Annotated in this window: 13 protein-coding genes; 3 read left to right on the top strand and 10 right to left on the bottom strand. The window is 71.0% G+C overall.

The features are described 5' to 3' along the window. The first annotated feature begins 191 nt into the window (after nt 1–191). A complete protein-coding gene (locus tag OG714_RS47615; protein WP_406130668.1) occupies nt 192–848 on the top strand; it encodes a hypothetical protein in 657 nt (218 codons plus the stop codon). Between the two features lie 197 nt (nt 849–1,045). Here OG714_RS47615 and OG714_RS47610 read toward each other — a convergent pair whose 3' ends face one another. Then, nucleotides 1,046–2,197 (bottom strand): NAD(P)/FAD-dependent oxidoreductase, encoded by a 1,152-nt coding sequence (locus OG714_RS47610; RefSeq protein ID WP_406130666.1) that lies wholly within the window; start codon nt 2,195–2,197, stop codon nt 1,046–1,048. Between the two features lie 242 nt (nt 2,198–2,439). Between OG714_RS47610 and OG714_RS47605 the strand changes: the two genes are divergently transcribed. Together OG714_RS47605 and OG714_RS47600 are read left to right on the top strand one after the other, a co-directional pair. After that, nucleotides 2,440–3,564, top strand: a complete 1,125-nt coding sequence (locus OG714_RS47605) for a hypothetical protein (RefSeq protein ID WP_406130665.1) — start codon at nt 2,440–2,442, stop codon at nt 3,562–3,564. Between the two features lie 72 nt (nt 3,565–3,636). Continuing rightward, nucleotides 3,637–4,503, top strand: coding sequence for a DUF3592 domain-containing protein (locus OG714_RS47600; RefSeq protein ID WP_406130664.1), 867 nt, complete (start codon nt 3,637–3,639; stop codon nt 4,501–4,503). 152 nt (nt 4,504–4,655) lie between these two features. Here OG714_RS47600 and OG714_RS47595 read toward each other — a convergent pair whose 3' ends face one another. The 9 genes from OG714_RS47595 to OG714_RS47555 form a co-directional block, all read right to left on the bottom strand. After that, nucleotides 4,656–5,906 carry a hypothetical protein gene (locus OG714_RS47595; protein WP_406130662.1) on the bottom strand — a complete coding sequence of 417 codons (1,251 nt, stop codon included), beginning with the start codon at nt 5,904–5,906 and terminating at the stop codon, nt 4,656–4,658. 263 nt (nt 5,907–6,169) lie between these two features. Continuing rightward, on the bottom strand, nt 6,170–7,405 hold the full coding sequence (locus OG714_RS47590) for a beta-ketoacyl-[acyl-carrier-protein] synthase family protein (protein WP_406130661.1): 1,236 nt from the start codon (nt 7,403–7,405) through the stop codon (nt 6,170–6,172). After that, entirely contained in the window at nt 7,402–7,644 is a 243-nt protein-coding gene (locus tag OG714_RS47585) for an acyl carrier protein (RefSeq protein WP_406130659.1), read from the bottom strand. Before OG714_RS47585 ends, OG714_RS47590 begins: the two co-directional genes overlap by 4 nt. Continuing rightward, the gene (locus OG714_RS47580; protein WP_406130657.1) at nt 7,617–8,687 is read right to left on the bottom strand and encodes a beta-ketoacyl-ACP synthase 3; all 1,071 of its coding nucleotides are present in this window, start codon (nt 8,685–8,687) and stop codon (nt 7,617–7,619) included. Before OG714_RS47580 ends, OG714_RS47585 begins: the two co-directional genes overlap by 28 nt. Beyond that, a complete protein-coding gene (locus tag OG714_RS47575) occupies nt 8,684–10,555 on the bottom strand; it encodes an acyl-CoA dehydrogenase (protein ID WP_406130655.1) in 1,872 nt (623 codons plus the stop codon). Before OG714_RS47575 ends, OG714_RS47580 begins: the two co-directional genes overlap by 4 nt. Beyond that, nucleotides 10,552–11,328, bottom strand: a complete 777-nt coding sequence (locus OG714_RS47570; protein ID WP_406130654.1) for an AfsA-related hotdog domain-containing protein — start codon at nt 11,326–11,328, stop codon at nt 10,552–10,554. The genes OG714_RS47575 and OG714_RS47570 overlap by 4 nt, the downstream gene beginning before the upstream one ends. 92 nt (nt 11,329–11,420) lie before the next feature. After that, nucleotides 11,421–12,332, bottom strand: a complete 912-nt coding sequence (locus OG714_RS47565) for an SDR family NAD(P)-dependent oxidoreductase (protein ID WP_406130652.1) — start codon at nt 12,330–12,332, stop codon at nt 11,421–11,423. Beyond that, nucleotides 12,329–13,498 carry a 3-oxoacyl-ACP synthase III family protein gene (locus OG714_RS47560; protein ID WP_406130651.1) on the bottom strand — a complete coding sequence of 390 codons (1,170 nt, stop codon included), beginning with the start codon at nt 13,496–13,498 and terminating at the stop codon, nt 12,329–12,331. The genes OG714_RS47565 and OG714_RS47560 overlap by 4 nt, the downstream gene beginning before the upstream one ends. A 622-nt stretch (nt 13,499–14,120) precedes the next feature. After that, nucleotides 14,121–15,137 carry an aldo/keto reductase gene (locus OG714_RS47555; RefSeq protein WP_406130649.1) on the bottom strand — a complete coding sequence of 339 codons (1,017 nt, stop codon included), beginning with the start codon at nt 15,135–15,137 and terminating at the stop codon, nt 14,121–14,123. Nucleotides 15,138–15,270: the final 133 nt, after the last annotated feature.

The raw sequence follows: 15,270 nt of genomic DNA, 5'->3' as shown, positions 1-15,270 counted from the left end.
CCCGGCGCCCTTGGCTGCCGCACCCCGCCCGATCGCGGCATCTGCCGCCGCCCTGGCGCCTACCACGAAAAGGCCCAGGTATGCCGAACCCGAGCCCGGTTCGAGTTCGTCGTAGCAATGACGGTGGAAGAGGGGATGAAAGCGGGGGTGGAATGTACCGGTTGGTTCACTTTCACGTGATGTGGTGTGTCGTGCCGTTGATCGGTTCGGCGATCTCGCTCCTGGTGGTGGGAGCCGTGCGGGGCTTCGACGAACCGTTCGACAACGACACCGTGTTCTACCTGTCCTGCTGGGCGGTCGGGAGCGCGGTCTTCGCCTTCTGGCCCGGAAGGATGAGCGGAGTACGGGCGGAAGCGAGGAGCGCACGACCACTGGCGCCCGGGACGGTACTGCCCACCGCGAGCACATCCTTGGCACACGGCGCGGAGTGGAGCTTCTTGACCCTCCCGACGGTCTTCTCCCTGTTGTTCGGTTTCTTCGCCGGCGTCTGGTGGACTCTCTGGCTGGCCTGCGCGATGGCCCCCGAATCACTCGTCACCGCCCTGTACCTGCTTGTCAGGGAGCGCCGAGCGGGCAAGGTGTTCTGGTACGACACCACGACGCCCGAGGGAGAGCCCGCAGCCGCGGAGGCCGACGAGAGGTCCGGTCGGGACTCCGGCGAGAGACCTGGTCAGGACTCCGGTGAGAGGTCCGGACGGAAATACCGGCCGAGGACGGGACGGCGTCGTTCGCCGGTCTGGTCGCCGCGTCCCACTTCGGCGTCGCGCGTCGTACCGCCCTACGCCGCGTACGACACCTGGCTGGCGGAGTCCACCCGTCCGGCCACTCCCCCGCCGTCCATCGGCTGACGCGAGCTGACCGACTCCGACGACCGCGCCCCATGGGGTACGACACGTCGAACAGGCTGCTCTTCTCCCGGCCCGGGCGACACCGCTCCCGACGGCGTCCCCTTCGACCCCGTCGAGGACTACCTGCTCATCGCCTGACCGGCCGAGTCCCAACCGGACACGGTCCACAAACACACGGACGCACCTACGGCACCGAACTACTGCGGGAACCGCTCCGGCCGGAAGTCCGCGAGCAACTCGTCCCTCTCCCCGCCGAGGATCTCGGCAGCGAGCAGCCGGCCGATCACCGGCCCGAGCGTGATGCCGCTGTGGGAGACCGCCTCGTAGTAGCCCGGTACGGACGGCACCGCTCCCACTGACGGGAAACCGTCGCCCGGGATCGGCCGGTGAGCCACCCGGGCCTGTGCGATACGGGAGTTGGCGAGTTCCGGAACGACCTGCCGCGCCAACTCGTGGAGCAGCCGGGCGAGTTCCGCCGCTCCTTCCCCGGTATCGGCCGTGTCGACCGGGTCGACTGTGTCGATGAGCGCGTCGATCTCGCGGCTGTGGAGGACCATCGAGGCGTCTCCGTCAGGGCGCATCTCGATGTGCGGCGCGTGCATGGCCCGGCCGATCGGGACCTGCGCACAGTCGATCCGGGTGACGACGCCGGGTTCCCGGCGCATCGGCAACTGCCGTGCGACGAGCCCGGCGACGTGGGAGGCGCCCGGGCCCGCCGCGTTCACGACGATGTCCACGTCGAGACGGCTGCCGTCGGACAGGGCGACGGTCCGGACGCTCCCGTCGGTATCGGTCCCGATGTCACGCGCCTCGGTGCCGGACCGTAACTCCGCGCCCGCTGCGACGACTTGGCCGACCAGGCGGTCGACGAGGTGGCGTCCGTGCACCCAGGCCTCATCGGGGTAGAGCATGACGGGAACCTCGTCGGGCAGCGCGAGCGCGGGTTCGAGGCGGCGGCGCACCTCGGCCCCCGTGGACACCTCGACCCGGTAGCCCCAACTGCCCAGCAGCTCAGCGGTTTTGAGGAACTTCGCCTCCGCCACGGGATCGTCCGCCCAGCGCATATGGCCGCTCGGATACCACCACGAGTCCGGCCCGATGATCCCGGCGAGCTCACGGTGCGCTGCCAGGCCCGCGACGTTCAGGTCGAAGTAGGGCCTGGTCACGGTCTTGTTGCTGGCGTTGGCCCACGAGAAGGACCAGTTGGTGACGCCCTCGCCCGGCCGACCCGCGTCGACGAGGACCACCTCGGCACCGCGCCGGGCCAGGTTCCAGCCCACGCAGGCTCCGAGGATGCCCACTCCGACGACGGCGACACGTCGAGGCCGCTTCCCGGACCCGTTCCTCACGAACGCCCCCTTCCCGGAGCACGGACGAACTCAACTCCCGTTCCCAGCATGCAAGATGCGCAACGGTGAGCACTACGGACGGGCCGGAAAAGGGCTCCACGATCGACGGCCGAAGCGGTGCATGTATACGGCAGGAGCGGCGGAGGGGTGCCGCCCAGCTGCCGATGCGGTGCCGCATACGTGCCGGTATCGATACCTTCCCCACCTACTCGTGATCACCCGGTCCCGGCACAATCGCCCGTGTGACGATCACCAAGGGCACATCGCCGCCCACGCGCAACACTCCCGTCGCCCTCGCCCGAGGGATGCTGACGGGCGGTGTGATCGGCGCGTCCTTGGCCGCTTTCGTCGTCGGCTGCGTCATCGAGAGCGTGCCGCTGTGCGTCACGGGCGTGGGCCTGCCCGCGGTCTACGGCCTGCTCTTCTTCCTCGCCGGTGTGCCGAGACGTGCCCGGGAGGCGGCGATCCCGCCCCGTACGGCTCTCGCGCAGATCGCGAGTCTGGAGGCCGTCGGGGGCGAGGCGACGAGCGACGTGGCGGTCCGCTTCGACGTCACGGTCGCCCCGGACGACGAAGTACCGGCCTACCGCGTCCAGTTCACCCAGCACATCAACCTCGCCGATCTGCCCGACTACCGCCCCGGCGGCGTCGTGGTGGTCCAGTACCCACCGGACCGGCTGTGGCGGGTACGGATCCTGAAGCGGCCGACACCGGAGTGGGAGGAGCGGGCGGCCGGGGCCCGCCTCGACTCGGCGCCGGGACCAGCCGTCGTGAGCGAGCCGTCCGCGGGCTGTGCAGTCGGCCTCGTCACGCTCCTCGCGCTCCTGCTCGCCGCGGCCGCTGTGATCCTGCAGTTCCGCGCCGACCTGGTCGACAAGGAGACCTCCGTGCAGCCGCCCTCCTCCGCCGAGCCCTCCGTCTCCTCCACGTCGTCGACCACGGTCGTGTCGTCGGCGTCCGGCACGGTCGCTCTCGGCCCCGGCCAGTCGTTCCTCGACAAGGGCGAACTACGCCGAGCAGTCGACTCGTTGACCAAGGGCAAAAGCAAAGGCACGGGCACGGGCCCGGATACCGGCCAAGCGCTCACCGTCGTCGTACAAGAACGCCTGCTCTCGGTCGTGTTCGCCCCCACCGGTTCGCAGGCCCCGCACTTCGACCCGAGTTCCGTCCCGTACGAGCGCTTTCCCGCGCTGGTCGAGGAGGCCAGGTCCTCCCTCGGCGTCCGCTCCCCGCAGACCTGGCAGATCACCACCGACCGCCTCACCGGCACCCTCACCATCCGCGTAGGCGTGACCGGCTCCGAAGGCGCCGCCTCGCTGGAGGCGAACGGCAAGGGCGAGGTGGTACGACGCACCCCGGCCCGCTGACAGCACCGCTCCGGGCCGGCACCGGCGTACCCGGCACTCGGCAGGGCCCCATCACAAACAGGAGAAAGAGACATGAGCTGGCACGAGTACCTGGTGCTGTGGTGCGCGGTGTCCGGCACGTGGGCGCTGCTCGGATACGGCCTGTCGCTGGCCGGGGTGACCCGGGCCCAGCGCACGGTCCGGGTGGTGGGCCGGATCGAGCGGGTGCGGGAACCCCGGCACGGAAGCTCCCAGAAGGACGGGATACCCGTGGTCGTCTCCTTCCAAGACCCGTCCACCGGACAGGAGTTGACCGTGACGAACGACGCCGATCACGGCGACCGGATCACCGCGGCCTGGACGGGCCGCGAGATCGGCATCCGCTACCGGCGCGGCAGACCGCACGCCTACCGCTTCACCACCGACCTCTCGGCGAACCGGCACGGTCGCGCCTGGCCCGACTTCGCGGTCTTCCTGCTCTACGTCGGGCTCGTGGTCCTCGCCGCGATCGACTGGGGTTGGCCCTGGGCCCTGCTCGGCTTCGGCGTGCCCTGGACCGCCTCCGTCGCCCTCTACCTGCCCCAGAGCGCACGCACGACACGGCGCCGTATCGACGCGTTGGCCTCCCGACCCCCCGTTCAGGGCCGTGTCGTCGCCGTCCTCACGGACACCAGCACCGACAACGAGGGCTACACCTCCACCAGCCACACGCCGATCATCACCTTCACCACCCACGAGGGCACGACCGTCACCGCCTACTGCCCCGACGGACTGCCGGACCCGACGAATTCATACGGCCGCGACGTGACGATCCACTACACGCCCGAGAACCCGGCCCTCTTCACCCTGAACCTCGCGTCCGAACAGCGTTCCCGCACATCCGACATCGTCTTCAGCGTCCTGTCGCTTGTCATCGGAGCAACCACGTTCGCGGTGGGGGCAGTTGCTGTCGCACTGTGAGTCCCGGCAGGTGGTGTGACCGGCGGGTGGTCTGACATGGAACCCCTGCTCTTCGAGGGCGGCGACGTCCACATGCGGGTCGATCACGGGATCTTCGAGCGGTTTGGCGCAACCACGTCATCGGGTCGTACCGGGTCCCGCCCCGCCGCCCGCTAAACAGCGCTCCGGTCCTCGCTGAACCGCGACAGCGACCGCCGCAGTTCCACCTTCCGCCGCGTGACCGCCGCCGACCGCAATCCCTCCGCGCCCTCCCTCAACTCCCGTTCCAGGGCGCGCGTTTCATCGACACGTCCCAGCGGCAGGAGTACGTCCGCCAGCCGTAGCCGGGTCAGTGCGGCGCCCCGTCGATCATCCGGGGTGCGGGCAGCGAGCGCGTACTCGAAGGCGGGCACCGCCTCCGCGGGCTCGCGGAGCGCCATCAGGGCCTCGCCCCTCTGGAACTCGAAGTCGGCGCGCGCATAGGACTCGAACGGGTGCCGCCCCGCCTCCTCCGGACCGACTCCCCCCTCGGCCTCGGAGAGTGCGCGCAACGCGTCCCCGCGCTCGCCGCGACTCGCGGCCGTCACCGCCAACTGGGCCTGGGCGAAGGCCCGTACCGCACGAGGTGCGTCACGCGCGGTGCTGACAGCGGCGCGGGCGATCTCGTCGGCGATCCGCAGATGTCCCAGGCCGTATGCCTGAACGCTCAGGGTTCGCAGGGCGATCACGGTCAACTCCCGGTTCCCGGCCGTGACCGCCAACTCCCGTGCCGCGAGGTAGCAGCGCTGGGCCTCACCGTTGCGCAGGTCGTCCGCGTACATACGGCCCAGGACGAGGGCGAGTTGTGACGCCTCGGCGTACCGCTCGCGCCGTAACTCGCCCCGCGCAGCGCGCAGTTGACCGGCCACCGCCTCGGCCAGGTAGGTGCGCAGGGTGCCGCGGGCGAAGCCGCCGCCCTGGGCCTGAAGGATCCGGGTGAAGAACAACGATGCCGAACTCCTCGTGCTCGGCGCCCTCACCACCTCCACCACCGCCGCCGTACTCGATGCCCGGCTCGCGGGCCGGGTCCGCGCGGGCCGGTAGGCGACCGGGCCGGACAACTCGTGCAGCAGACCGACAAGGTCGTTGGCGTGTGGAGGTGCCAACTGCGCCGGAACAAAGGGGTCTTGGACCGCGAACCCCGCCTCCTCGGCCGTGACGACCCGGCCGCAGCGCCGGCTGAGTGCCTCGCAGGCCAACGGCCGCACGCGCGGCATGGGGTGGCTGCCCGTCAGCCAGTGGGCCACCGTGGTCCGGTCGTACCGCAGGACCAGCCCCGCCTCGGCCGCCACCGCGTTCACCGCCCGCGCGAGGCCACCCTGGGTCCAGTCCGTCTCCTCGATCAGCGCGCGCAGCCGGGCGTTGGGAATGCGCGTTCGCGCCATCCGCGTCTCCTGTCGGGCGAGCCGGGTCGCCCGTCGGCGTTCCGGTATCACATCACCCCTGGTGGGGCGCATGGTCCAGCGCACGGACGCATCGACCGAAGATCGGGACAACTCATTCGGCGGTAGGGCGCCGCGTCTCGGTCCACGCACAAGATATTGATCATTATCCTTCCCTCGATTCCCGGCCCACCGTTTCCAGCTCATCGAGAGGCGTGACCACGGTGATTGATCCGTTCGACATGCGCTACGCCGAACCCGCCCGCTCAGGCGGGCCGGAAAGCCAGCACCGCGTTCTGCCCGCCGAAGCCGAACGAGTCACTGAGCGCCAGGGAGACCTTGCCGGTTCTGGCCGTGTCGCTCACCAAGTCCAACTCGGCTTCCTCAAGCGGGCGTAGGAGGTTGGCGATGGGCGGCGTGATCTCGTGGAACACGGTCAGGGCGGTGAGCGCGGCCTCGATCGCTCCGGCGGCGCCCATCGTGTGGCCGGTGACGCCCTTCGTCCCGGTCACGGACGGGCGGCCGGTCAACAGCCGTTCGATCAACGCCCCTTCGACCCGGTCGTTCAACTGGGTGCTGGTTCCATGGGCGTTGACATGGTCGACGTCTGCGGGTGACGCGTCGGCGTCCAACAGGGCGCGCCGCAAAGCGAGTTCGGCGCCCGCTCCCTGTGGGTGGGGTGCCGTCTGGTGGTGGGCGTCGGCGGACGCGCCGTGGCCCGCGAGGGTGGCGTAGCGCCGGACGCGGCGGGCGGTGGCGTCGGGGGCGCGTTCGAGGACGAGGACGCCCGCGCCTTCGGCCAGGACGAATCCGTCGCGGTCCGTGTCGAAGGGGCGGGAGGCCGCCGCCGGGTCCTCAGCGCGTCGGGAGAGGGCTCCCATGCGGGCGAAGGCGGCGGCGCAGAGCCGGGTCACCATGGCGTCGGCGCCGCCGGCCAGCGCGATGTCGCAGGCGTCGGAGCGGAGCAGGTCCACGGCGATGCCGATCGCCGTGGCGCCCGAGGCGCAGGCCGTGCTGGTGTGCATGTTCGGCCCGCGGATGTGCAGGTCGACGGCTATGTGGCCGGCCGCCATGTTGGGCAGAAACATAGGCAGGGTGAGCGGGGACACCAGGCTCGGCCCCCGTTCTCGTAACCGGTCCTGCTGGGCTTCGAGGGTGGCGACACCGCCGGCGGCCGAGCCCATGACCACGGCGACCCGGTCGCCGTCCCAGACCTGCGGCGCCAGCCCGGCGTCGACGACCGCCTCCCGTGCCGCGGCGAGGGCGAGAAGCGTGTAACGGTCGACGCGCCAGTGCTGCACTCCCGGCACCAGGGCGGCCGGATCGAAGTCGGGAACCCGGCAGGAGAAACCAACCGGCAGCCCTTCCAGCTCCGGGTCGTCCGTGGCCGTGGGGCGGCCCGAGCAGACGCGTTCCCAGGTCTGTTCGCGCCCGATGCCCGCCGGAGTGACCAGGCCGATTCCGGTCACCACCACTTCCGGCCTGCCGCCGACACCCGTCACGACGACTCCGCCTTCAGCTTTTCGACGAGGTCGACGGTCTCTCGCACGGTGAGGGTGCCCACCGCCTCGGAGTCCTCCAGCGGTATCGCCCACTCCTCCTGGAGGGTCAGGAAAAGTTCCATCACGGCGAGGGAGTCGAGGCCGAGGTCGTCGTAGGAGATGTCCGGGCGGACCATGTTGGCGGGCACCTCGAACTTGCCGCTCAGTGTGGTCACGAGGTGGTCGTAGACGGCAGACATGAATCGGTCTCCTTGTATGCGGGGCGGGGTTCGGGTGCATGCCGTACGGGTTTCGCCTCGGGCCACGTCATGGCGATCGAGCCCCAGGTCAGGCCGCCGCCGAAGGCGGTGAGCAGGGTGCGGGCGCCCGGTGGCACCGCGCCGCGGGCGGCGGTGTCGGCGAGGGCGAGGGGAAGGGAGGCCGCCGCGGTGTTGCCGACCTCGCGCAGGTTTCCGTGACAGCGGGTCGGCGGGATGCCCAGCCGGTCCGCCACGGAGTCGAGGATGCGCTGGTTGGCCTGGTGCGCGACGAAGGCGGCGACGGAGTCGGTGGACCAGCCGGCCCGGTCGAGAACCGTGCGCGAGGAGGCGGCCATCTGCCGTACGGCCCGGGCGTACACCTCCCGGCCGCGCATACGGAAGTAGCGTTCCTGGCGCGGCAGTTCGTCGGTGTACGGCGAACGGGAGCCGCCCGCGGGGATCGTGATGAGGTCGCTGCACGTGCCGTCGCTGCCGAGGTCGAAGTGGAGCAGGGCGCCGGGGTCCCGTCGGTCTCCTCGCGTCAGGTACGCCGCGCCCGCGCCGTCGCCGAAGATGACGGCGGTCTCCCGGTCGCGCGGGTCCACGATCGTCGAGTACGTCTCGGCCGCGACGAGCAGCACGCTGTCGTACAAGCCCGCCATGAGCACCGCCGAGGCGACGGCGGCCGCGTAGACGAAGCCCGAGCAGACGGCCGCGAGGTCGAACGCCGGAGTGCCGGTCATGCCGAGGCGTGCGGCCAACTCCGGTGCTGTGGCCGGGCATCGGTGGTCGGGAGTGGTGGTCGCGAGGATCACCAGACCGGCGTCGTGCGCGCCCGCCGACTCCAGTGCGCCGCGCGCGGCCGCCACCGCCAGATCGCCGGTCGCGATGCCCGGGCGTACGCGGTGGCGGCTCTCGATTCCGGTACGGCCTCGGATCCATGCGTCCGAGGTGTCCAGGCCTTCGCGCACCAGCTGTTCGTTGGTGATCCGGTCGGGCGGCAGGGCGGCCCCCAGCCCGGTGATCACCGCGACGGCGGTCACGCTGTCGACCCGCCGCTCGCGAACAGGGCCGCCACGACGTCCTGTTCGGCCATCGGAGCCCTCAACCGCGCGTCCGGCGGCGCGCATCCGTCCAGGAGGACGGTGAGATGAGCGTGTACGGCGTCCAGGGCGCGGTCGCGTTCCTGGTGGACACGGAGGGCGTCCGAGGAGGTGAGCGATCCGCTCTCCAGGTGCCAACTCAGCGTCTGTTCCAGTGACTTCATGGCGTAGAGGGTGTGGAGGGCGTGCAGTGCCGGGAGGTGGGGTGCCTGATCGGTGCCGGCAGCGGTGGACTCGGCCTCGGCGACCGCCTCCGTGAACGCCTGGAGCAGCAGCCGTTGTTGGTGTGCGTCGGCGAGTGTGACGAGGTCCGGGAGCAGGGGGTTCCAGGTCTCGAACGCGGTCTTCTCCTCCACGGGGGCGCCTTCGACACGGCCGCGCAGTTCGGTGAGGAGGCCGCGTTCGCGGAGGAGCGCCAGCGCCAACGCCCCACCGGGGGTCACCAGATCGCCCACCGCCGCCGGGACCGGGACGGCGTGCGTGAGGTCCTCGACGAGTTGCTTTCCCGCGTCCAGCCGGATGAGGAGGTTGTCGCCGGCGGCGGCTTGGTACACCTGCGCCAGGCCCTCGTACTCAAGGAGCCGGTTGACGGTCAACAGGCCCTGGGCGCCCGCGCGTTCGCGGCAGACTCCGGCCGCGTTCTGCAGGATGCGGGTCGCGGCCACCTTGGTCAGGGCCTGTTCGCGGCTGACCGAGGCCCAAGGTGCCCACACCGGGCGATGCGCCGCGGAGAGGTCCGCGGGGGCGCTGCGCTGCCGTACGTACTGCGCCTTGATCCGTGCGACGAGAAAGCTGCACGCGTACACCTCGGCGAGGACGGCGTAGAGGGCGTCTTGTTGGGTGCGGTAGTTCAGGACGGGGAGGTCGGTGCGCAACCGGCCCATGGTCAGGCGGTGTTGGCTGTGGCGGATGCCGATGGTGACGGCGGCGCGGGCCGCCGCGGTGAGGGCGGCCGCGGCGCCGGTGGAGGCGTTGGAGGAGACCGAGAGGGAGCGCACCAGGCGTCGGTCCGGGTCGCCGAGGGGGTCGGAGAACTCGCCGTCGGGCGCGATGGAGGCGTCGTCGCGGAGCCAGCCGTCGTAGGGGACACGGGTGTTGTCGAAGGTGACGAGGGCGTAGTTCAGCGGGACCGAGGTGGTCTCGGGGAGTTCGGTGATGCGGATGCCGTCCGTGATGCGGTCGGCGTCGCGGATGCGGACCGCGAAGGGGAACACCCCGCGCTCCTGGCCGGCGAGGAGGAGGCGGGCGTAGACGATGGCCATGTGGGCGCGGCCCGTGCCGGCGACGTGGGTCATGAACTTGGCCGCGGTGGGGTCGGGGGTCCGTAGGGTGAACTCCCTTGTGGCGGGGTCGAATCGGGCCTCGGTACGGGTGGCGAGGTGGCTGTTGCCGCGGCCGGCCTCGGTGATCATGATGGAGCCGAAGGTCTCGTGCCGGTCGACCTCGTCGATCAGCGGGTCCAAGTAGGGGCCCGGCCTGCCGAGTTCGGTCATGGCCGCGACGCACACCGCGTACTGCACGGTGCCGGCGAGGAAGAGGGGTGGGTCGACGGTGGCGGACCATTCCAGTGCGGCCAGGAGCCGGGCCGGGTCGTGGTGCAGGGCGTTCGCTCCGCCCACCCACTCCCCCAGGGCGCGCAGCCGGTCGTAGGTCCGGGTGTGGCGTTCGGGGCCGCAGGGCGGGGAGGACCGTTTGAACGGCGGGGTGTCCAGCAGGCCGTCCAAGGCGTCGACGTCGGGCTCTGTGTCGCCATGGAGGAGTCGCCGTAGCAGCTGGGCGGTGTCGGTGGCCGCCTGGTCGGCGGTCATGCGGCGGGGGCGGCGCGCAGCAGGGTGCGCCGGGCCTGGCCGTCCTCGATGGCGAAGACGAGGGCGGGCCGGAAGGCGTGCAGGTCGATGCGGACCCGGCTGCAGTCCTGGCCGGCCTGTCGCACCCGTACCTCGGCGCTCAGGGGGATCTTGTCGTCCTCGGCCGGGCCGGTGCGGGTGAACGTGCCCGTGAGGAGGGTGGGCAGCGGGAACACGAACCGGCTGAACTCGAAGGCGCTGGCGTGCATCACGGCGTAGTAGGGGGGATGGCCGGCGGGTGGGAGCCAGATCTCCGACACCGCCCAGGTGACGAGTTGGATCGACGCCTCGATGAGGAGCATGCCGGGGACGTGCTGCTGGTCGGCGGTGTGGTCCCGGAGCATCTCGGTGTCGTTGACGACGGCCAACTGCGCCTGGAACGCGTCGCCTTCGACATGCGCGTCGCCGATGAGGACGTTGTCGCGGCTGTGCTTGAGGACGCTGTGCCGGGGCACGGCGTTCGGCGGCCGGCCCTCGGGGAGTACGGCCGCGCCGTACGCCTTGAGCAGTTCGGAGGTCAGGTCGCTCCACTCCGTGTCGTCGACCCCGAGGCCGGGCCGGATGCGTAACGGACGCTCCTGGTCGGGGGGTTGGCGGCGCAGGCGGTCGCGGAGTTGGGCCGCCGTGGTGAAGTCCGGCTGGACACTGGCGTGCTGGAAGGACTCCCCCACCACCCACTGGTGGAGGGACTCGTCGTCACTCGTCTCCGACGTGTGCGTCTGATCGTCCGTCATCTACTGCTCCTGCTCTCGCGGTTGGGGGCTCGTGGATGGGGCGCGTACGGGGTCAGCCGGCGAACGGCGAGGCGGACTTAGGGGGTACGGGTTCAGGCGGCGAAGGGCGAGGCCGGCTTGGGGATGCCGGCGAGGCCCCCGTCCGGGACGGACACCCCGCCGTCGCAGACCAGGGCGTGTCCGGTGACGGACGAGGCCGCGGGCGCGGCCAGGAAGAGCGCGGCGGCGGCGACTTCCGTGGGCGTCAGCCAACGGCCTTGCGGTACATGGCTCATGAGCCAGTCCGAGAGCGGCGCGTACTGCTGCATCGGCTCGGTCATGTCGGTGCGCACCCAGCCGGGGCACAGGGCGTTGACCCGGATGCCCTGCCGGGCCCAGCCGACGGACAGCGAGCGCATCAGGGAGAGTTGGGCGGCCTTGGTGACGGCGTAGGCCTCCATCGCGGGCGTCGCGATGAGCCCGGCCACGGACGACACCAGGACGACGGCCGCCTTCGGGGAGGCGGCCAGGTGGGGGTGGGCGGCGCGGCACAGGTCGACGGTGGCGCCGATGTTGACGGCGAGCAGCGGGTCCCACTCGGCGGAGCCGCTCTCCGCGAAGGGGACGAGATATGACGTACCGGTGTCGTCGGCCGGGAAGACGCTCGCGTTGTGGATGAGGATGTCGAGTCCGCCCAGTCCGGCGGCCGCCTCGTCGACAAGGCGGGCGGCCGTCCCGGAGTCGGCGAGGTCACCGCACGTGATCACGGTCTGGCGCCCGAGCTTGCGCACCTCCTGCTCGGCGTCGTGCAACGCGTCGCCGCTACGGGCCGCGAGAGCGACATCCGCCCCGGCCTCCGCGCAGGCGACCGCGATGGCGCGGCCGATTCCGCGCGAGGCGCCGGTCACCAGGACGCGGGCGCCGTCGAGGCGGAAGAGGGAGGCGAGGGGGCCGAGAGGGGAGGGGTCGGCGGAGTCGGTCGAGTTGGCGGAGTCGGTGACGGTGGACGAGAGGGTCTCGGTCACAACTGGGCTCCTTCGGTGGGGGAGTTCGCGGTGCGAGGGGCTTCGGTACGAGCGAGTTCGGTGCCAGGGAGTTCGGTGCGAGGCGCTGCGGTTCGAGGTGCTTCCGTGCGAGGCACTGCGGTGCGAGGCGCTGCGGTTCGGGGTGCGGGGATGGCGCTGTGCCGTTGCGCCCTGGTCCAGGTGAGGACCGTGCTCCCCCAGGTCAGACCGGCGCCGAACGCGGTGACGAGCACCCGGCTGCCGGTCCGCAGCCGGCCGTCGTGGTCCGCGCTCGCCAGGGCGTACGGGATGGAGGCCGCGCCGATGTTGCCGACCTCGTGCCCGACGATCACCACCCGGTCCTCGGGCACTCCGGCGTCGACCGCGGCACGCCGTAGGAGGAGGGGGTTGGGCTGGTGGGAGATCAGCAGGTCGACGTCCGCCAGGCGCAGGCCGTTGCGGTCCAGGGCGTCGCCGAGGACCTCGGGGAAGATCCGCAGAATGAAGTCCCGTACGGCCTTTCCGTCCATGTGGACCTTGTGCCGCCGGTCGGCGAGGGTCTGCGAGGAGGCGGGCAGTCGGCTGCCGCCGGCCGGGATGAGAACGTCGCCCGCCGCGGTACCGTCCGACCCCAGCCGGATCGAGGCGAACCCCGTGCCTCCCGGAACGGGCCCGAGGATCGTCGCCGCCGCGCCATCCGCGAACAGCACCGCCGTGGCCCGGTCGGCGGGGTCGACGAACCGGGAGTAGACCTCGACGCCGACCACGGCGGCATACCGTTCGCCGGTACCGGCGCGCAGCCAGTCATGGGCGACACGGGCGGCGAACAGCCAGCCGGAGCAGGCCGCCGCCACGTCGAAGGCGACCGCCCGGTCCGCGCCCACCAGGGCCTGGACCCGGCACGCGGTCGACGGCCCCAACTCGTCGGGGGTGGAGGTGGCGAGGACGAGCAGACCGAGCGCGGACGCCGGCAGCCCCGCCGCGGTGAGCGCCTTCCGCACGGCTTCGGCGGCGAGATCGGAGGCGGCCTGCTCGGGCTCCGCGACATGTCGGCGCAGTACGCCGGTCCGCTGGACGATCCAGTCGGAGTCAACGCCGGCCGCCTCTGCGACCTCGTCGTTGGTCAGGACGCGCTCGGGTAAGCACGTGCCGGTGGCGAGGACGCCGATGCTCGGCGCTGGGGACACCGTGTACCTCCAAATGGCGGGCGGGGCTTGCGAGTTCGCCGGTGTCCGCACGAACGGCCGGCTTCCGCCAGATTGCCCGCCGGACACGATGTCCAGCAGGGCGCGAAGGAAGACGTCGAAGCACTCGCCGAATTCGGTTTACACCCCCTGCGATTCCGAACACTCCAATTCACGCTGATCCACGCCGATTCACCACGGGACGCCGGTCAAGACACGGGAATGTTGAGCGTGTTGAATCCGGCTTGCGTCAACTCCCCGAACATCTAACATGAATTGGGGTGTCAGCTTCGCCGCCGTATGTTCTTGCTGCCGGTGATGCTTCCGACGCGCGCGACAGCGGCTGCCGAAACATTCATCGAAATCGACGTCAGGGCAGAATTCACCGTTACGGCAGCGTGGCGGTGTCTGTGCGATCGCCTCGGTGGACTCCGCGGGCGTGCCATTGTCGTAGAGCAGGTCCCCCGCGAACCCGCCGAGACGGTCCTGTCGGGTCAACTGAACGCGAAGGCGATCTGACATACGGCGGTTCCCGGTGGATCTGCGGAGACCAGTTCCGTTGAGGCAAGGCATGCAGCTCGCGTGAGGCAGCCCGCGGAAGTCCGGCCGTGGAAGCCGGTGGGTTTCAGCGGCGGCGCAGGTGTTTGTCGGTGATCGGTGGGGTGGGGTCGATGTAGAAGTCGCCGGGGTTCACGTCGACGCCGGGCGGGACGATCTCGTCGATGCGGTCGAGGATGTCGGCGGCGAGTTCCACGTCGGCCGCGGCGAGGAGGTCGGTCAGTTGTTCGGGGCGGCGTGGGCCGATGAGGACCGCGGTGACCGCCGGATGGGCACGGACGAAGGCGGTGGCCAGATGGGGCAGCGGCAGGCCGGCCTCGGCGGCCAGAGCGGTCAGTTCGCGTACGGCGTCGGCCTTGGCCTGGACGCCCGGCTGGGTGAGGTCGAACATCTTCGCCCCCGCGCCGGCGCTGCGATGCCCGGCGGTGGGGTCCGAACGGCCCGAGAGCCAGCCGGAGTTGAGCGGGCCGAAGGTCAGCACGCCCATGCCGTAGCGCCGGGCGGTGGGCAGCACCCGGCTCTCCACACCGCGGGTGAGGATCGAGTACGGCGGCTGCTCGGTGCGGAACCGGTGGTGACCGCGGCGCTCGGCGGTCCACTGGGCCTCCACGATCTCCTCGGGAGAGAAGAACGAGCCGCCGACGGCACGGACCTTCCCGGCCCGGACCAGGTCCGACAGGACGGCGAGGGTCTCGTCGATGTCGGTGTGCGGGTCCGGGCGGTGCATCTGGTAGAGGTCGATGTGGTCGGTGTCCAGGCGGCGCAGGCTGTCCTCCAGCGCGCGGCGGATCCAACGGGCCGAGCCACCACGCCGGTTGGGGTCCTCGCCCATCGCCAGCCCGAACTTGGTGGCCAGGACGACGTCGTCGCGGCGGCCCTTCAGCGCCTTGCCCACGATCACCTCCGACTCGCCGCCGGAGTACACGTCGGCGGTGTCGACGAGGTTGATCCCGGCGTCCAGCGCCGTGTGGATCATGCGGACCGACTCGTCGTGGTCGGTGTTGCCCATCGCGCCGAACATCATCGTGCCGAGCGCGTATTCGCTCACCGACATGCCGGTGCCGCCGAGAATCCTGCGCTTCATCAGGGGCCTCCAAGTGCGTGCTTGCTTTGCTTTCCAACGTGCTTCGCTTTTCCACGTGCCTCGCTCTCCCCCAGACGAACACCGCTCGCGCCCGGGGTGGGAGACCCGCTCTGACCGGGGGTCCGACAGACCC

The organism is Streptomyces sp. NBC_00989, assembly GCF_045162655.1.
Lineage (GTDB): Bacteria > Actinomycetota > Actinomycetes > Streptomycetales > Streptomycetaceae > Streptomyces.
The sequence above is the reverse complement of the archived record's forward strand: the minus strand, read 5'-3'. Positions and strand labels throughout refer to the sequence as shown.